This window comes from Thalassospira sp. (assembly GCF_048059015.1).
Lineage (GTDB): Bacteria > Pseudomonadota > Alphaproteobacteria > Rhodospirillales > Thalassospiraceae > Thalassospira.
In genome coordinates this window covers 1-19,728 of sequence record NZ_JBLLNT010000018.1, presented here as the reverse complement: position 1 = coordinate 19,728, position 19,728 = coordinate 1, and the positions used below count along the sequence as shown (strand labels likewise).

Below are 19,728 nucleotides of genomic sequence, written 5' to 3'. Positions count from 1 at the left end.
TCAAAGGGAATCGACGGGCGGATCATGTCGAAGCCGGGCCCGTTTGTTAAGGTTTTTTTGCCGTTATATTACAAACATCCACCAAACACCTGAGCACAAAGGAAAAACGGCCCCGCAGAGCGGAGCCGTTTAATTGCATTATCAATCGCTGATACTTAGCGACCGAATTGATTTAACAGGCCTTTGAGCAATCCTTTGGCCGCATCTTCGGCAGAACCGCCGCTTGATCCGGACGAACCGCCGTCAGAGCTACTGCTTGAACCACTCCCGCCAAGAACCTTGTCCAAGACATTGTCGAGAACCTTGACCGCGATCTTGTCCATCTGACCGGTGATGACCGGATCATCAATCTTGCCTTTGGCATAGACGCTGAATGGCGGCAGTTCTTCGATCTTTTCCGAGAAATCGAAGTCCGCCTTGGTATCCATCGTCCATTTCGGCAGATCAAGGGTCGCATCGGCATCGGCCGTACCGACACGCGAAAGCGCTTCGACGCGGGTGGTTTTGGCAATGCCGTTGGTGATGGCGATATCTGCCTCAAGCGATTGCAGCAGATCGTTATTGCCAACCCCTTCAACCACCATGGCCTGCGGGCCTTGGCTCAGAAGTGCCTGAATATTCAGGCTCGGATCAACAGAACGCTTGCTTGCATTGCTAAAGCGGACCTCCCGCAGGACCAGATTGGACGTGCCATTCAGGGCCGAAACCAGACGACGCGACGTGTTGCCCGATGCCTTCACATCGAAGTTCAGGTTTGCCCCACCAAGAATGGTGTCATTGGCAACTTTGATCGGGGTCAGCTTTTCAACGCGTGCGCCATCAAGGCTGCCCTTAAGTGCCAGTTGCGGCACATCGGTGTTACGCGCATCAAAGGTGCCATTAATCCCAAGGTTACCGTCACCCAGAAGACCGGTCAGGTTTGAAATGGTCAAAAGACCGCTGACCAATGTTGCCTTCAGGTCCGGCTTCACAAGGCTATAGGCATCAAAATCAAGCTGATCCAATGCAATGGCGATATCGGCATCAAGTGAACGAAGTGCTGATACATCAATCACCGTGTCATCCCACGGCGTGCCATCACGGGCATCAACCCGCGTCACGGTCATAGTCTTGGGAAGATTAAAGGCCGCCTTGCGCAGGCCACTGCCACTTCCGGGCATCAAGCCTGCACGTTTTTCCGCTGGCAGGAACGGATCAACATCAAGGGTTCCGCCAGACAGGTTCACCGAAAGTTTCGGCTGTGCCTGCGAACCATCGAACTTGATGTTCCCTGCGGTCTCGAACGCCCCGACGACCAGCTTCAGGCCATCAAGTGTGACATTCTGGGCGTTGCCCTTTACCGCACTTGAAACAGCCAGTCGGCCAATATTGCCAGACGGTGTGTAATCGGGTGCCAGCAGTTCCAACGCACGGTTTAGGCTGGATGCCTGCAGGGCAAGCTTGCCATCAAGCCCCGGGTTTGCACCAAACACCTGCGACACAACACCATCAAGGGCGACCTGCATCAGCGGGTTGGAAACCTCCAGATCAAGGGTCGGACCCGTTACCGGACCATTTACACCCAGATTTGCCTGAATGCTTTTATAACTACTTGCCGGTGCTGGAAGGGTAATGCCGGTAAGCTTAGCAAGCGGTTCGAGTGTTTTCGCAGTTACCCGGACAGAGAACTTGTCAAAGGCCGGAACATTGGCCGCGCCGTTAAACACGCCCTTTGCACTGGCCGCAAGACCCGCCGCATCGGCAATCGCAAAGTTATTCAGCGTAATGTCCGGGCCATTGATGCTGCCATCAATCGTGATGCCACGAACCGCCACACCCGATGAAATGATCTCATCCGCAGCAAGGCGATAATTGGCTGCCAATCCGTTCAGCGGTGCCAATGCATCCTTGATGACCTTGACCATATCCTGTTCGGTTGTGGCGGCCGATCCTGCACCCGATGACGCGGAACCGGTTGAGCCACCAGACGAAGCAGCTGAACCGCCAGAGCCGCTTGATGTCGCAGCACCATCCCCTTCGGGGCTTGCTGCGATATATTGATCAAGATTGATCTTATCGAGCTTCAAGCCAATCCCAAGTGCCGGGAGCCCCTCGCCACCAAGGTTGGCAACAACGGCCCCACGGATCGCGGTGTCATCCACACGCAGATCAAGATCGGAGATGTTGAGCTGATCAGGCGTGCCTTTGATCCCGCCGGTAAGCGAGAAACGACGCAGGCGATCAGCACGGATGCCATCAACATCCGCACCCAGCCAACGAATGACCGCGCGAATGTTTTCTGAGGCGATTTCGTAACTCAGTGCCGCAGTCAGTTTCGGCTTCTCGCCTGAAATGCTGCCAAACACTGCAACATCGGTTCCACCGGGCAGACCGGCAGAAACTTCGTTCAGGGTTACCTTGCTGTTGGCGATTGCCGCATTCACACGTGCGTTGTGAACCGGGGTCTGATTATAGATCAGCGTTTCGACTTCAAAGTCGATAGATGCCGTCAAATCAGCCGGAATGGCCGGTGCATTGGCAACGGTGCCTTTTTTAACAGAGCTTTGCGACGGAATGGATTGCGCACCCGAACCACCATCGGATGCCGCATCACCGCCATTGGCAGTGTTGCCCCCCGTTGCCGGGGCAGCCGCACCTTCACCCATGTCCGCTGCCAGAACCAGAATGCTATCAAGATCAAGCTGGTTAAAGCGCAGCGCCACATCGGCACGCATGCTGGGTTCCTGATCAATCGCAATCGCGCCCGATCCACGGGTTTCGCCAAAGCGGATCGAAAGATCGTTCAGCGTCACCGACTTGGCGTTTGCCGTGATATGCCCGCCGAGATCGAGCGGCTTGGCCGCGATGTCGGGAATATCAGCATCTTCGCCAGCAATCCGGCGGGCTGCTTCACGAAGGTCTTTGAAGTCGCTATCGATGTCGCCTTCAAATCCCGGATTTTCCGATGACAGATCAACACGACCTGCAAGCGTCACACCACCGTCGACCTTATCAAGGCCAACTTTAAGACTGACCGGGAACGGTGCGGTCTGACTGATCTGACCAACGTTAAAGCCAAAGGTCAGCGGAATGCCACGATAGAATACATATCCTTCGCCATCCATCGGACCATTCAGCGTGTCAGCCGACACAGCAAGGGTCAGGCCTTCGATACGTTCCTCGGTCCCGGGCGCACGATAGATGATGGTGGCATTTTCAATTTCCAGACTGTCGACCGTAATCGTGCTGGCGATATCGCTGCTGCCGGTATCGGACGCGCCGTCAGATGTCACATCTGGCGCAGCGTCAGTTTGCGTGCCGGTATTTGGCGTGCTGATGGTCCCGGCATCCGGGCCGGATTTCTGTGCCTGGTCCGGATCAAAGACCAGATTGTTGCTGCCATCTTCGAACGTCTCGATCGAGATCACAGGATCAATGACGCTGACTTCCTTGACCTGCACATTGCCGGTCAGAAGCGGCATCAGTGCAACCGATACCCGAACTTCACCGATCGAAACCATATCGGCATCCTGCGCACCGGCAACGTTGCCAAGGGTAACGTCAGATGCCGAAAGCGAGGGTGACGGGATCAGCGACATGGAAAGGTCGCCCTTAAGGGCCAGCTCACGTCCGGTGGCATCGCGCACAGCTTGACTGATTTGCGCCTTGTACCCATTCCAGTCGATCAAGGACGGAATAATCAGCAATGCGGCCACAAGAACCACAAGTAATGCACCGATTACGGCAAGGATTTTTTTCAACAGTCAGGCTCCGCTTGCTCGCGAGTTCATTCTGCCAACCGGCAGTGACCCTCAAAGGTTTGATTTTAATTCTAAAAGCATAAGGCTCGTGCAGGCTCTCGCAACAGAAAATGGCGAAAGAATGTAGCTATTTTCAGGCGAGCACCATTTCCCGTTCAGTTTGGGTCAAACGCCACACCACATCGCGGGGGCCGTTTGCTTCCATCTTCATGTGAGTTGACCACGGGCCCGGATCAAGCTTGCCACCAACATCACCTTGTTTTTAACAAATAAAAACAAGGTCGGAGAACACGGAAACAAAACCGTAAATGGCGATTAGGCCACACCCTGAAATCCAGATAGATAGTTTAAAATCAATTGGATACTGGAAATCCACCCTTAAAATGATACATTTTATAAAACAATAAATTCAATCCTGACTTTCATTCCTAACGAAAGATCGTTGCAGGCATTTGCGACAGGGAGGATTAAAATGACCGATACAACAATCAAAACGCCAGAAAACGCGGTCGAACCCGGTCAGCACGGCATTACTGTACGCACCATCACCACCGATCAATCCGGTGCGTGGCTACAGGCTGGTTGGCAAGATTTCAAACGCACCCCTGCCATTGGCCTTGCCTATGGCGCACTTTGCGCATTGGCCGGGTGGCTTATGGTCTTAAGCATTTTTCGAACCGGGCAGCCCTATTTGACCCTGCCCTTGGCAGCGGGCTTCATGTTACTCGCCCCGCTGGTGGCAGTTGGACTTTATGAAACCAGCCGCCGCCTTGAGATGGGCGAGAATGTAACGCTTTGGCACAGTCTGAATGGCTTTCGCCGTAATCCGGGGCAGATCGGCGCCATCGGCGTTGTCCTGATGCTGTTTTTCCTGGCATGGACGCGCATTGCCATGCTGCTGTTTGCGCTGTTTCACAATGGCACCATGCCGTCACTTGATGTGCTGGTGTGGGAAACCTTCTTCTCGCGCGATGCCATCACCTTCCTGATCACCGGCAGTATCATTGGTGGCGGGCTTGCCATCATTGTCTTTGCCATTTCGGTGGTCTCGATCCCGCTTTTGGTGGATCGCGATGTTGATGTGATCACTGCTGTCATCATCAGTGTCAGCGCGTTTCGCAAGAACTGGAAAGTTCTGATCGGCTGGGCTGGTGTGATCGCCATCCTGTCGGCGTGCGGGATGGTTGTCTTCATGTTTGGTCTGGCGATCACGATGCCGCTTCTGGGATTTGCCAGTTGGCATGCCTATCGCGGGATCATTGATGAAAGTCAGGCCGACGTCGCACGGCTGCGCCGTCAGGTTCCGTAATCCGACATCATATGTTCGACACAGTAAAACGCCGTCCTTCGGGGCGGCGTTTTCGTTTATCGGCACCAAGAATAAAGGCGATGGGAACAAAATCCATGTGACGGAGTTTAAACCAATGGCCATCACATGTCGTAGCAGGATGGTCTGCGAACTTGTTCGCCTGCGCACAATCATCACTGGCATGCTCGCCACAAATTGTCCAAAATCAGCGTTCAACAGGTAGACATTCTGCAACCATCTGCATTGACGAGATAAATCCATCATGCCTCACGCTCCTGCGTTCCGCCATGTTATCGCAGTTTCCGGTTCACTCTTTGCCATGACGCTTGGCATGGATAGCGCATTTGCGCAGACCGATACCGCGTCTGGCCCGCAATCAACCCGGACACCCGATGATAAATGGGGCGTGTCGCTGTCTGTTGAAAACGATCTATTCACGCCAACCAACAGCGACCAGCATTACACCAATGGTGTGCGGCTTGCCTTTATCTCGCCCGAAGACAGCGCACCGGCATCATTCCTGAACATCGCTAAACAGGTCCCGTTCTTTGCATCAGAAGGACGCATTCGGACCAGCTATTCGCTGGGTCAGACGATGTATACTCCCGATGACATCACCCTTTCAGCCCCGCAGCCAGATGACCGTCCATGGGCCGGGATGCTTTATGGAACGGCGGGGCTTCTGTCTGATACGGGGCTTCAGAAAAAGGGCGAGAACAGCAATTATTCCCGCATTGATACACTCGAGCTGACATTGGGTGTGGTTGGTCCGGCGTCCCTTGCCGACGAAACGCAAAGCTTTGTGCATAAGCTGATCAATAGCCCTCATCCCGAAGGCTGGGACAATCAGATCAAGAACGAACCGATCATTGGCCTGACATATGAGCGTAAATATCGCGGCTGGTTTGAAGCCGATCTTTTGGGTGTCGAGTTTGACGCGACCCCGCATGGGGCAGTCACGCTGGGTAACGCATTTACCAATGCGGAACTGGGCACCATGTTCCGCATGGGCTTTGACCTGCCGGCTGATTACGGCCCTCCGCGTATTCGCCCGAGTTTGCCGGGATCGGACTTCTTTGTACCTGATACCGAAGGCTTTCCGCTTAGCGGTTATATCTTTGCCGGTTTTGCCGGGCGTTATGTCGCACGTGACATCACCCTTGATGGCAATACCTTTGCCAATTCGGCCTCGGTGGATAAGGAACCATTGGTCGGTGATCTTCAGGTCGGTGTTGCCATCATAGTTGGTCAAGCCCGCCTGACTTACACCCATGTCTATCGCACGCCTGAATTCACCGCCCAAAGTGGCGCTGATCAGTTTGGATCGTTGTCACTTTCCTTCCGCTTCTGATCACATCAGCACAGAAACAAAAACGGGGCCAAATGGCCCCGTTTTCAATGCGTAGAACTATTTGTCTGATGATATCAAAGACCAGGGATAAGCTTGCCGGGATTCATCAGACCTTTTGGATCGATGGCAGCCTTCAGGGTGCGCATCAGCGCCACCGTATCTTCGCCATGCTCGGTCACCATGAAGTCAAGCTTGCCATAACCAATGCCATGTTCACCCGTGCAGGTCCCGCCCAGTTTAAGGGCGCGTTCGACCATGCGACGATGCAGGCGGTTGGCTTCTTCCATCTGTGCCGGATCTTCCGGATCAAGCAGGATCAGGGTGTGGAAGTTGCCATCACCCACGTGGCCAATGATGGTGCAGGTCAGCGGACTGGCATCGCAATCCGCACGGGTTTCGGTAATTGCTTCGGCCAGTTTTGAAATCGGCACACAGACATCGGTCGGCATACCGGCCTTGCCCGGCTCCAACTGAAGGGATGCGTAATAGGCCTTGTGACGCGCTGCCCAAAGCTTGTTGCGATCTTCCTGACGGGTAGCCCACTGGAATTCTTCGGCGCCATATTCTTCGGCAACCGATTGCACGAATTCTGCCTGTTCCTTAACGCCTGCTTCGGTGCCATGGAATTCAAAGAACAGGGTCGGTGCTTCTTTATAACCCAGCTTGGAATAGTTATTGACCGCGCGCACCTGTAATTCATCGAGAAACTCGATGCGTGCGACCGGAATACCAGCCTGAATGGTCAGGATCACGGTATCAACCGCTGCCTCAACTGACGGGAAGGAGCAAACGGCTGCCGACATTGCTTCGGGGATGCCATACAGCTTCAAGCCGATCTCGGTGATGACACCAAGGGTTCCTTCGGAACCAACAAACAAACGCGTCAGGTCATAGCCCGCCGATGATTTGCGTGCACGATTAGCCGTCTTGATGATTTTGCCACCCGGGGTCACCACCGTCAGGCTGATGACATTTTCACGCATGGTGCCATAGCGCACCGCGTTGGTACCCGATGCACGGGTTGCCGTCATGCCACCGATCGATGCATTGGCGCCCGGATCAATCGGGAAGAACAAGCCGGTATCGCGCAAATGATCATTAAGCTGTTCGCGGGTGACACCTGCCTGAACGCGGCAATCAAGGTCCTCGTTATTGACCTCAAGGATCGCATCCATGCGCGACACATCAATGCAAATCCCACCGCGAAGGGCCGCAACATGGCCTTCAAGCGACGATCCGGTGCCAAACGGCACAATCGGAACTTCGTGGGATGCACAAAGTTTGACGACCTCGGCGACTTCTTCGGTCGAGGTTGCAAAAACAACCGCATCGGGCGGAGACGCCGCATGCCAGCTTTCGTCCTTGCCATGCTGTTCAAGCACAGCCTGCGCCGTTGAAAGACGATCCCCAAGCATCTCGCGCAGGGCGCTGATCAGGCTTTCGGGTGTTTCAATGCGTTCATATTGACGATCTGACATGGGTTTCCTCTTTGGTCCTGGTGGCAGTTGGGCGTCGGTCACGTTGTGGGGCGGACCAACTGGCCAAAATTGTTCGGCACCTACCCTACGCCCAGATATCCGAAATTGGTATTACCTTTTAACCCTGAGAGGTAAAAAAATGATCAGGGCGACAGAGGCTGGCTCAATCGCCCTCCCCCTGTCGCCCAACACATTCACACCAACCGGGGTGCGTTATCCCTTATTGCGATCCTGCGGCAGGGCCGCGGCAATACGATCCGCCAGACGCGAGAATGGCAGACTTTGCAGCCATACGGTGCCGGGGCCCTCAAGGGTCGTGACAAAAAGCCCCTCACCGCCAAACAGTGCATTGGTAAAGCCGCCAACAAACTTGATCGAATAATCAATCGACGGGGTCATGGCGACAAGTGCACCGGTATCAACCCGAAGCGTTTCGCCCGGCTGCAAATCCTTGCGAATGATGGTGCCGCCCGCATGCATGAAGGCCATACCATCACCGCTAAGGCGCTGAAGGATGAAACCTTCGCCGCCAAACAGGCCCGCGCCGAGCTTCTTGGAAAAGGCGATATCAATATCAATGCCCGCCGCAGCACACAAAAATGCATCCTTCTGACAGATGATTTCCCCACCATGTTCAGCAAGGTTCAGCGGAACGACCTTGCCCGGATAGGGTGCGGCAAAGGCAACATGGCCCTTGCCCGATCCTTCATGGACGAAACTTGTGATAAAGAAGCCTTCGCCGGTCAGCATGCGTTTGAAACCGGCAAAGATGCCCCCACCGGTTGCGGTCTGCATGGCAATGCCGTCGCCCATATACATCATGGCGCCGGCTTCGGCGCGGACACCTTCGCCCGGATCAAGTTCGATTTCGACCAACTGCATCTCTTCGCCGTGGATTACATAGTCGATCACGTCTGCCATACGGGTAGCTCCTGTTTATCAAAGTGAATTGGTTTATCGGCCAAGTCTGAAACCTGTTGATCCTGATCGCAAGGAAAAGGGGCAACAATCCGGTAAACAAACACAGCAGCATCTTGTAAAAAGTTGAAAATCAAGCAGGATATCACCTTCGCGATCCACCGGAGGCCTGCGTGCATTATCGGTTCCAGATCAGGATTTTATGGCGTTTGCTTTGCCTTCTGCCGGTTTTGGCCGCGGGACTTGCTGGCTGTGCGCCCGATGATCCGTGGAACTTCAATATCTGCCGCATTGCCCTGCCGGGCATTGAGGATGACGCGACAAAAATCCGGCTTCTGACCCGGTTTGACGAGATCACTGATCCGGCAACCGTTACGCTGAATTATCAGCTACTCTCGGACACCACCGCAAGCCGACCAACACCGCCCCCAATTCACAGCCTGACCTGTCACTTCACCATTCCCGACCGCCCGAATATGCCGGGCCAACTGATCGGCATTGAAAGCAGCCGTTATGGCGTGATTTCGCCGACGCATCTGTCGATCTTGAACCGGTTCTGGCTAGATCGGGTTGGTCGTGCTGCCCTTGAACGCTACGAGAATGTCGATCAGGGACTGCAAATTGATGTGCCAGAGATTGATGGCGATCTGGCGTATGGGTTGCAGATCACGATCAACGGCCTGTCGCGCGGCGCGATTTACGGGTTGCTGGCCCTGTCCTTTACCCTGATTTACGGGCTGATCGGGCGGATCAATCTGGCCTTTGGCGAGATTGTCATGACAGCCGCCCTGTCCACGGTGATCTTTGGATTGCTCCTGTCATCCATGATGGGCTGGAACATTGCGCTGATTGTGATCGGGGCAACGGCGATGGCTGCCTTTGTCGGATCGGGGCTAAGCCACCTGACATGGCGAAATGTGTTTGGCCCGCTGGGGCAAAAGGCCGCTGGCGGGCGGGCGATGATTGTCGCATCCCTTGGCTGCGTTTTATTCATTCAGGAGTTCGTTCGCATCGTCATTTCGGCGCGGAACTTTAACCTGCCGCCACTTTGGCAATATTCGACACCACTAATACGAAGTGACCATTTTGTGGTACGGTTGTTGGGCTTTGATCTTTTGTCCATCGGACTGGCCTGTGTGATTGGTGGTGCACTTGTCTGGGGTATGGCGAAAACCGCGTTCGGACGGCAATGGCGCGCGATCAGCCAGGACCGGATTGCCGCCGCACTATGCGGAGTGTCACTGCAACGCATCGAAGCACAGACATTCTTGCTGGCAGGGTTTCTGTGCGGGATCACCGGGGCCGTGATGGCGCTTCGTTATGGCGTGATTAACTTTCACTCCGGTACGCTATTTGGGTTCAAGGCACTTGTCGCGGCAATTCTTGGCGGGATTGGCTATATGCGCGGGGCCTGGCTTGGGGGATTTGTCATTGGCCTGATGGAAGCATTCTGGTCGGGATATTTCGGGGGTGAATATCGTGACGTGGCTGTTTTCGGGTTACTTGCCGCAATTTTGGTCCTGCGTCCGGGTGGGCTTGTTGGCGTAAATGATGGAAAAGACAGCTTGTTCTCGCCCCGCTCGGGACAAATATGAATAAAAGCCCCACCCGCAAATTCCGGACCAAGGTCCGGTCATTTTATCGATAGGTGACGAAGGCGATCAGGATGGTCTCGCTTAAGAATTTGGACTGGATTTCTCAGGACGAGGCCATGCAGGCGTCGCTCGACAAGTGGCAGCGCGTGGTTGACCTGATGACCACATTGCTTGGCGCAACAGCGGGCTATATCGTTGAATATCACGAAAAGCATGGCTATCGCGCCGCCCTGACCAGTCAAAACCCCGAAAACCCCTATCGCAAGGTATCAGGCAAGGCCGAACCGCTTGATGCCAATATCTATTGCCGCCGCGTTGTCCAGACCAAAGACACCTATTACGAACGCGATGCCACCGGCAAACCGGAATGGGCAGACAACCCGGAACTGATCGAGGATGGCTATGTGTCCTATTTCGGCATTCCGCTTTTGTGGCCCAATGGTGTGGTGTACGGCACACTGTGCGTGTTTGATAAAAAGCCAACCGGTTATGAAGAAACGCTTCAGGAACTGATGGGTGTGTTTCGTGATCTGATCGAGGCGGATTTGCGTTTGTATGAACAGTTCGAAATCATGCGGACCCTGTCGATGTCAGATCCGCTGACGGGGCTTAATAACCGCGCCGGATTTGAATTGCTCGCCGAACAGAAAATCCGCATCGCCAAGCGCTACCACCACAATATCGGCATCATCTTTATCGACCTCGATAACATGAAACACTGGAACGATGATTACGGACATGCCGCAGGTGATGCAGCCTTGCGTGCGGTTGCCGATGCCATTACCGCCAGCATCCGCGAGGTTGATATTTGTGGCCGAATTGGCGGGGATGAGTTCGCAGTCCTTGGCTTTGTGCGCAATCGGGGTGATTTGACCACCATCATTGCCCGCGTTCGCAATGCCCTGACACGGGCAAAGCTTGTTGTTCCCAATCCCAAATCCCCGATCCGCGAAACACCGGAAATCAGTTCTGGCGCATCGGTGTTTTTCGAGCCGCTTGATCAGAACCTTGATGACATGATGGCGATGGCCGATTTGGAAATGTATCGCGACAAGAAAAAACGCAAAAACTAGCACCCACTATGTGCCTGTAACCGTTGGGTTTCGGGCCAAATCATCCTGCGCATTTCACAAAAACTCTGCCTGCTCGGAACAATCATTAACGACATGGTATCGTTTTTCGGCGACACTGCGGCCCGGGCGAAAAGTCCCGCAAAGAATAACGTTCACGAGCTTACAAAAAATGCAGATCCGCAAAGGCACTGCCGACGATCTTCCCTTCATCCGCGAGCTGACAAAACGGGCAACCAATTCGACTTATTTCATTGATGGCATGGGCGATGCCGCGACCGGTGTTGTTGCCAGCTATGTTGAAATGTCGACCGACGTCTTTTCCAAGGCATTGGAAAGTCAGAACCATTCGGTCTATGTCGCGACCAAGGAAGACATCCTTCTGGGCTATGTGATTGCCATTCACGAAATCCCGGAAATCGACTGGATCATGGTCGACCCCGCCGCCCACGGTAGTGGCGCTGGCAAGGCACTGATGATTGCTGCCCTTGATGCGCTGGCCGAAAAAGGCACGCGCACCAATGTCCGCCTGACAGTCGTGGCCCATAATGAACGCGCCAAGGCATTTTATCGCAAGTTCGGATTCCTGGTCACCGGACCGGTCCCGGATCGTGATATCCCCACCGTCGAAATGCAGCGCGCTGCTTGACAGATTGATCTCAGAACGGCTATCTGCCGTTCTGAATTTAATCGGAGTTTTTATGTCAGAGTCCCGGCACAGCCGCTGATCGCGGTTTGAAAGCCTGACCATCCAGACCGCTGATCAGCAGATCGGACCGCCTGCCCGACCAACAATCGGGTGCGCGTGACCGGTACTGTTGTGCCCGTCCCGATCGAAAACCGTTTTCTTTACTGGTTTTCGGACTCTGAGCATTAAATCTTTCAAAGAATGAACAGCGCGTGCTTCACGCACTCGCACAAGGCGGCCTGATCAAAGTGATCAAGGACGACCGCAACCGTATCCTCGAAGCTGATTGCATTACCCGTGACGGCTGGTTTCTGACCGCCTGCACGATCGAGGTTTTCAAGAAACTGCGCAAACGCCGCTTCATCCGATCCCGCGCCGGTGCCCCCTATCGCATTACCCGCGAAGGGTTGGTTGCGGTCCGCGCGGAGATGTTTCAACGCTAACAAGAAGCCCGGCCAATGGCCGGGCTTTCTTCATTTATGCATGACAATATTGATCAGCTTGCCAAATGGATCACGAACATAGAACCGCCTGACACCCCATGGCTCGTCAGCCGGGCCATATTCGATTGCAATCCCGGCATCGGTCACTTTGCCAAGCACTTCATCAAGGTCGTCGACCTCAATCGACATATCAGGAACTGGCGTACCTGATCCGCCTTCGGTGGCGAAATTGACCTGTGTGGTCATGGTTTCACCGGCAACGGCAAAGGTCCTGATCCAGCCATGATCCATGACAGTATCAAGGCCGAGGATATCTTCATAAAAACGTTCGGCCTTTGCGATGTCATCGACCGCAAAGTTTGCGACAATTCGTTTAACAACCATTGGGGCGATGGTCCTGCTTTTTTGGGGGTTAATGTCTGGCTATTGAGCGGCTTCTTCGTTGGGGGTGTCCTTAACCCGTTTATAGGGGCCAAACGGGATTTCCTTTGGCGCAAAGGTTTCGGCCGACGCGCGATCCCAGCGGGAATGCCATTCGGAAAGCTCGTCAATTTCGTTGCCTGAAACAAGGAACCCTTCGGGCAAGTACGGATAGGCTTCATTGCCATCAAGGAATTCATTGTCCTTTTGGCGGACCATAAAGTGATAAGGCATGAAGTTACGCGGATCGGTTAGGCCTGCTGCACCGGTGATTTCAGCCAATGCATGCATGGTGTTTTTGTGGAAACGCGCGACACGTTCGCTTTTATCACCCGGATCAAGGGCGCGTTGGCGGATTTTATCCTGTGTCGCGATACCAACCGGGCAGCAGTTGGTGTGGCAGCTTTGCGCCTGAATGCAGCCCAGTGCAAACATGAAGCCACGCGCGGCATTACACCAGTCAGCACCGAGCGCAAGGGTCCGGGCAATATCAAACGCCGAGACGATTTTACCCGCCGCACCGATTTTGATCTGATCGCGGATGCCTGCACCACGAAGCGCATTATGAACGAATGTCAGGCCTTCTTGCATCGGCATGCCGACACGGTTAGCGAATTCGACCGGGGCGGCACCGGTGCCACCTTCTTTGCCGTCAACTACGATAAAGTCCGGAGTGATGCCGGTTTTAAGCATCGCCTTAATAATCGACATGAATTCGCGACGGTGACCGATACACAGCTTGAAGCCAACAGGCTTGCCACCCGAAAGATCACGCAGACGTCCGATGAATTCCATCAGGCCAATCGGGGTATCAAAGGCACTATGTGCGGCAGGCGAAACACAATCCTGTCCCATCGGGATGCCGCGTGCTTCGGCAATTTCGGGCGAGATTTTTGCTGACGGCAACATACCGCCATGGCCGGGTTTTGCGCCCTGACTTAGCTTCACCTCGATCATTTTGACCTGCGGGTCAGAGGCGGTTTTGGCAAACTTTTCTTCGGAGAATGTGCCGTCTTCGTTGCGCGCCCCGAAATAGCCCGACGCCACCTGATAAATCAGATCGCCACCGCCTTCGCGGTGATAACGCGAAATGCTGCCTTCGCCCGTGTCATGGGCAAAGCCACCCTTTTTTGCCCCTTTGTTAAGAGCAAGGATCGCATTGCCCGAAAGCGCGCCAAAGCTCATGGCCGAGATATTATATAGGCTGCAATCATAGGGCTGCTTGCAATGCGGACCACCCACGCGCACCCGGAAATTGGTATCAGTGATGTGCTTGGGCGCAACCGAGTGCGTGATCCATGAATAGCCCGATTTATAGACATCCTCGATCGTGCCGAACGGGCGTTTGTCTTCGACACCCTTGGCGCGCTGATAGACAAGACCACGTGCCTGACGGCTAAACGGGATTTCATCCTGGTCGCTTTCGAGAAGATACTGGCGAATTTCCGGGCGGAAGCTTTCAAGGATAAAGCGGATATGCGCGCTGATGGGATAGTTGCGCAGGATGGAGTGTTTATGCTGATGCAGGTCATGTGCACCGACCAGAAGCAACAGCCCAAAGATCACGGCTGGCACCCAGAACCAGCTATCGACAGTGCCAGCACAAATCACGGAAATGACTGTCAAAAGCGCGACACTGCCGATGACAAAATAGCGCTGGTTCAAGATCAAGAATTTCACGGTGCTCTCATCCTGTTTTTGTCAGGTCGACCTGATGGATCCTTGGTCACCGCCTGTGCGGGCAGGCATTGGCAACCGATCCCTGATTGCAGCATTGCCTGCGATCATCCCTGATTTGTCCGCAAGCCTCAATGGCAATGTCGTTGATTTTAAAGAAGTCCCCACTTCTTCACCATGTAGGGATGGTCGTGCCAAGTTCAAGAAAAATGCCGCCCAGGAGATAAACTCCGGGCGGCCAAGGTGCTGCTAGCAGGGAGTGCGGTGACCGGAAACGCCGTGTTAAGGGGGAAATCAGCGTTTCCGGTCAGAAGTGGATGGTGACATGAGCAGTTGGCCTTAGGCCTTGCCGTAACCGCCACCACCTGGTGTTTCGATGATGAAGACATCACCCGGATGCATTTCTGCGCCATCGGTGCCTTTAAGCTCGATCACGGAACCATCAACGCGTTCGATTGCGTTGCGGCCAAGCTGGCCGGGTTCGCCACCGGCAACGGCCTGATTGGGCACGCGACGGTGGTTGGACAAGATCGATGCGGTCATGTCTTCAAGGAAGCGAACACGACGGGTGGTGCCATCACCGCCCTTGTGTTTGCCCTTACCACCCGACCCTTTGCGGATTTCAAAGCTTTCGAGCATGACCGGGAAGCGCCATTCAAGGACTTCGGGATCGGTCAGGCGCGAGTTGGTCATATGGGTGTGAACACCGCTGGTGCCGTCGAAGTCAGGACCGGCACCCGAACCACCGCAGATGGTTTCATAATACTGATGCGTATCATTGCCCCAAGTGAAGTTGTTCATGGTGCCCTGTGCACCTGACATGACACCAAGGGCCGCATAAAGCGTGTCCGTGACATGCTGGGAGGTTTCAACGTTACCGGCAACAACGGCGGCCGGATAACGCGGGTTCAGCATGGAACCTTCGGGCACGATCAGATTGACCGGCTTCAGGCACCCGGCATTAAGCGGAATGTCATCATCAACAAGGGTTCTGAAGACATAAAGCACAGCTGCACGGGTTACGGCCGACGGTGCGTTGAAGTTGTTATCAAGCTGATCGGACGTTCCGGTAAAGTCGACCGTTGCCGACCGGGTTTCCTTATGGATGGTGACCTTGGCCTTTACGACCGCGCCATTGTCCATCTCGTAAGAAAACTCGCCGTCACTCAGCACATCAATCACGCGACGAACACTTTCTTCGGCATTGTCCTGAACGTGGCCCATATAGGCGTGAACAACATCAAGGCCAAAGTGATCGACCATCTTGCGCAGTTCCTGCACGCCTTTTTCATTGGCGGCGATCTGTGCGCGCAGATCAGCAATGTTCTGATACGGGTTACGGGCCGGGTATTTTGCCCCCTCAAGCAGTGCCGTCAGGCCAGCTTCATCAAACTTGCCTTGATCAACCAGTTTGAAGTTGTCGATCAGAACGCCTTCTTCCTCAAGAATGCGGGAATTCGGCGCCATGGAGCCCGGGGTGATCCCGCCAACATCGGCATGGTGACCACGCGATGCGACATAGAACAGAACATCCTTGCCATCATCACCAAAGACCGGCGTGATCAGCGTAATGTCGGGCAAATGCGTGCCGCCATTATACGGATCGTTCAGCATATAAACGTCGCCCGGCTTCATCTTGCCGGCATTGTTGCCAATGACGGCCTGAACCAACTCACCCATCGATCCAAGATGGACCGGCATATGCGGAGCGTTGGCGATCAGAAGGCCTTCCTGATCAAAGACGGCACAGGAGAAGTCCAGACGTTCCTTGATGTTCACCGAGTAGGAAGTGTTGGCAAGGGTAACGCCCATCTGTTCAGCGATGTTCATGAACAGGTTGTTGAAGACTTCAAGCATCACCGGATCGGCCTGGGTTCCAATCGCCTCGGATCGTTTCATCGGGACAACGCGGGTCAGGACCAGATGGTCACGACCATTGACCTTGGCTTCCCAGCCCGGATCAATCACGGTGGTGCCGACCGGTTCGACAATCACAGCCGGACCACGCACGGTCGCACCCGGCTTCAGGGCCTCGCGTTTGTAGAACGGGGTGTCCTGTGCCTCGCCATCAAAGACAACACGGCGTGATGCCAGTGCATTGATTGCGACATCTTCGTGGGATGCTTCGGCTTCGGCGTCTGGCAGGCCCTGGGTTTCGCCAATTGCCTCGACAGCAACGGCTTCAACGACCAGCGGCTTTTCGCTCATGACGAAGCCATAGCGCTGTTTGTGCTGTTCTTCGAACTGCGACTTGATGGCATCGACATCGCCAAAATCAACGATCAGCGGGGTGTCGGTACCGTCATAACGCAGATGCAGTTTTTTCAGCATCGAGATTTTGGCATCTGTAATGCCCTGCTCATGCAATTCGCCACGGGCGTCAACCGCCAGCGCATCAAGCTGCTCGCCAAGACCGGCTAGTGCTTCGGTCGCCAGTTTGGCTTCGACGGCCTGTTCACGCATCGCACGAATATCGGCAAGGCCCATGCCATAGGCCGACAAGACACCGGCAAACGGATGGACGAACACCTTGGTCATGCCAAGGGTGTCAGCCACCTGACAGGCATGCTGACCACCGGCACCGCCAAAGCATTGCAGGATGTAATCGGTCACGTCATAGCCGCGCTGCACCGAGATTTGCTTGATCGCGTTTGCCATGTTTTCAACAGCAATACGCAAGAAGCCTTCGGCGACTTCTTCGGGTGTTCTGACCTGACCCGTACTTTCCTTGATCTTAAGCGCCATGTCGGCAAAGCCCGCGCGAACTGCATCCGCATCAAGCGGCTCGTTGCCTTCAGGACCAAAGACGTTCGGGAAGAATTCTGGCTGAACCTTGCCCAGCATGACGTTGATGTCGGTTACGGCCAGCGGACCACCACGGCGATAAGCAGCCGGGCCCGGATTTGCACCGGCACTGTCCGGCCCCACGCGGAAACGGGCACCATCGAAATGCAGGATCGAACCACCACCAGCGGCCACGGTGTGAATTTTCATCATCGGCGCACGCATACGCACACCGGCAACCTGCGTTTCAAAGTCACGTTCATACTCGCCGTCATAGTGCGAAACGTCGGTTGACGTGCCGCCCATATCAAAACCAATGACCTGTTTAAAGCCATCCATTTCGGCCGTACGAACCATGCCGACAACACCGCCAGCCGGACCAGACAGGATCGCGTCCTTGCCCTGAAACTTGGCCGCATCGGTCAGACCGCCATTGGACTGCATGAACATCAGTTTCACGCCGCCAAGCTCGGATGCGACCTGATCCACATAGCGGCGCAGGATCGGAGAAAGATAAGCATCCACAACCGTGGTGTCACCGCGCGATACCAGCTTCATCAGCGGGCTGACTTCGTGACTTACGGAAACCTGGGTGAAGCCAACGTCGCGGGCAATTTCGGCTGCAGCATTTTCATGGGCGGTGTAACGATAGCCATGCATGAAGACGATGGCACAAGCACGAATGCCGCTGTCATAAGCCGCCTGAAGATCTTTGCGCAGATTGTCGCGATCAAGCGGGGTCAGTTCAGCCCCTTGCGCGTCGAAACGACCATCAGCCTCGATCACGCTTTCATAAAGGGTTTCTGGCAGTTTGATGTTGCGATCAAACAGACGCGGACGGTTCTGATAGGCCAGACGCAGTGCATCGCGGAAGCCCTTGGTGGTGACAAGAACCGTGCGGTCGCCTTTGCGCTCCAAAAGCGCATTGGTGGCAACCGTGGTGCCCATCTTTACGGCTTCGATTTTCTCGGCCGGGATTTTTTCGCCAGCAGGAACTTCAAGCAGTTCGCGGATGCCCTGAATGGCGGCGTCGCGATAGCGTTCCGGGTTTTCCGACAGCAGCTTGTGGGTGACAAGCGAACCATCGGGTTTGCGCGCAACGATGTCGGTAAAGGTGCCGCCGCGATCAATCCAGAACTGCCATTTTGGCTGGCCGGTGGTCTGCGAAGCGGGCGAATTTTGGTCGTGAGAAGCCATGATGCTGTCTCCTTGGGCATCTGTAGTCATAAAATTCTGTACGAACGATCAGATCTTCAAAAAGCCGGTTAGCCGTTCATTTGCTGCGGCAGCCAGGTCACGATTTCCGGGAAAATCGTAATCATCAGAACGGCGAGCAACAGCAGGAAGAAGAAGGGCAAAGCAGCCAGCGCAATCGCAAACAGGTTCTTGCCTGTCAGACCTTGCAAAACGAAAAGGTTGAAGCCTACGGGTGGGGTGATCTGCGACATTTCGACCACCAGAACCACATAGATGCCAAACCAGAGCAAATCGATCCCGGCAGCCTGTACCATCGGCAGGATCACAGACGTGGTCAGTACCACCACCGAAATCCCGTCAAGGAAGCAGCCAAGAACAATGAAGAACACGGTCAGTGCTGCAAGCAACGCATAGGGTGACAGTTCCATATGCGCGATCCATGCAGCCAGCTCACGCGGGATACCGGTAAAGCCCATGGCAACGGTCAAAACAGCAGCCCCAGCAAGAATAAAGCAGATCATGCAAGATGTGCGCGTTGCACCCATGATGCCATCAATCAGGCTTTCCCATGTCAGTGAACCGCTCAGACGCGACAGGATCAGCGCACCAACAACACCGAATGCTGCTGCCTCGGTCGGGGTGGCAACACCGCCATAGATCGAACCAATAACCGCAGCGATCAGGGCAATGACCGGAATAAGGCGACCAGATGCACGAAGCTTTTCAGCAAATGGCAGGGTCGGTGCCGCAGGCGGCATCTTGTCCTTGTTTACTGTGGCCCAAATGCCAACGAAGCTCATGAACATGATGATCAGCATCGCACCGGGCAAAACACCGGCAATGAACAGACGGGCAATCGAAAGTTCGGCCGACACACCATAGACAATCAGAATGATCGAAGGCGGGATCAGGAGACCAAGGGTGCCCGATCCGGCAAGTGTGCCAAGGATCAGCTTATCGGCATAGCCCTGCTTGCGCAGTTCCGGGATCGACATGCGGCCAATCGTTGCCGCCGTTGCTGCCGAAGAACCCGAGACAGCAGCAAAGATGCCACAGCC

The 19,728-nt window shown here is 54.7% G+C and carries 12 protein-coding genes and 1 pseudogene; 6 read left to right on the top strand and 7 right to left on the bottom strand.

What is annotated here, in order from left to right:
* Positions 1–155: 155 nt before the first annotated feature.
* Positions 156–3,740, bottom strand: a complete 3,585-nt coding sequence (locus ACMZ66_RS20140; RefSeq protein WP_416940034.1) for an AsmA family protein — start codon at positions 3,738–3,740, stop codon at positions 156–158.
* A gap of 472 nt (positions 3,741–4,212) precedes the next feature.
* Here ACMZ66_RS20140 and ACMZ66_RS20135 point away from each other — a divergent pair, with 472 nt between their 5' ends.
* On the top strand, positions 4,213–5,049 hold the full coding sequence (locus ACMZ66_RS20135; protein ID WP_416940032.1) for a DUF2189 domain-containing protein: 837 nt from the start codon (positions 4,213–4,215) through the stop codon (positions 5,047–5,049).
* A gap of 262 nt (positions 5,050–5,311) precedes the next feature.
* Entirely contained in the window at positions 5,312–6,400 is a 1,089-nt protein-coding gene (locus ACMZ66_RS20130; RefSeq protein ID WP_416940030.1) for a lipid A deacylase LpxR family protein, read from the top strand.
* 74 nt (positions 6,401–6,474) lie between these two features.
* On the opposite strand, the gene ACMZ66_RS20125 is transcribed toward ACMZ66_RS20130, so the two are convergent.
* Positions 6,475–7,878: an FAD-linked oxidase C-terminal domain-containing protein gene (locus tag ACMZ66_RS20125; RefSeq protein ID WP_416940028.1), complete on the bottom strand. Its 1,404-nt coding sequence runs from the start codon at positions 7,876–7,878 to the stop codon at positions 6,475–6,477.
* A 213-nt stretch (positions 7,879–8,091) separates the two neighbouring features.
* Positions 8,092–8,799, bottom strand: coding sequence for a TIGR00266 family protein (locus tag ACMZ66_RS20120; protein ID WP_416940026.1), 708 nt, complete (start codon positions 8,797–8,799; stop codon positions 8,092–8,094).
* 170 nt (positions 8,800–8,969) lie between these two features.
* On the opposite strand from ACMZ66_RS20120, the gene ACMZ66_RS20115 reads away from it, so the two are divergent.
* The 4 genes and pseudogenes from ACMZ66_RS20115 to ACMZ66_RS20100 all read left to right on the top strand — a co-directional run.
* Complete coding sequence (locus tag ACMZ66_RS20115; protein WP_416940024.1) at positions 8,970–10,391, top strand: branched-chain amino acid ABC transporter permease; 1,422 nt, start codon at positions 8,970–8,972, stop codon at positions 10,389–10,391.
* 71 nt (positions 10,392–10,462) lie between these two features.
* Positions 10,463–11,464, top strand: coding sequence for a diguanylate cyclase (locus tag ACMZ66_RS20110; protein ID WP_416940023.1), 1,002 nt, complete (start codon positions 10,463–10,465; stop codon positions 11,462–11,464).
* Positions 11,465–11,633: 169 nt separating this feature from the next.
* Positions 11,634–12,110 (top strand): GNAT family N-acetyltransferase, encoded by a 477-nt coding sequence (locus ACMZ66_RS20105; protein ID WP_416940021.1) that lies wholly within the window; start codon positions 11,634–11,636, stop codon positions 12,108–12,110.
* Between the two features lie 236 nt (positions 12,111–12,346).
* A pseudogene (locus tag ACMZ66_RS20100) lies at positions 12,347–12,592 on the top strand (YjhX family toxin); the annotation flags it as partial.
* A gap of 30 nt (positions 12,593–12,622) precedes the next feature.
* On the opposite strand, the gene ACMZ66_RS20095 reads toward ACMZ66_RS20100, so the two are convergent.
* The 4 genes from ACMZ66_RS20095 to ACMZ66_RS20080 all read right to left on the bottom strand — a co-directional run.
* Positions 12,623–12,976, bottom strand: a complete 354-nt coding sequence (locus ACMZ66_RS20095; protein ID WP_416940020.1) for a VOC family protein — start codon at positions 12,974–12,976, stop codon at positions 12,623–12,625.
* A 39-nt stretch (positions 12,977–13,015) separates the two neighbouring features.
* Positions 13,016–14,692, bottom strand: coding sequence for an FMN-binding glutamate synthase family protein (locus ACMZ66_RS20090; RefSeq protein ID WP_416940018.1), 1,677 nt, complete (start codon positions 14,690–14,692; stop codon positions 13,016–13,018).
* A gap of 336 nt (positions 14,693–15,028) precedes the next feature.
* The gene (locus ACMZ66_RS20085; protein ID WP_416940016.1) at positions 15,029–18,670 is read right to left on the bottom strand and encodes a hydantoinase B/oxoprolinase family protein; all 3,642 of its coding nucleotides are present in this window, start codon (positions 18,668–18,670) and stop codon (positions 15,029–15,031) included.
* Between the two features lie 68 nt (positions 18,671–18,738).
* The coding region (locus ACMZ66_RS20080; RefSeq protein WP_416940014.1) for a TRAP transporter large permease at positions 18,739–19,728 on the bottom strand (990 nt) is incomplete at its 5' end.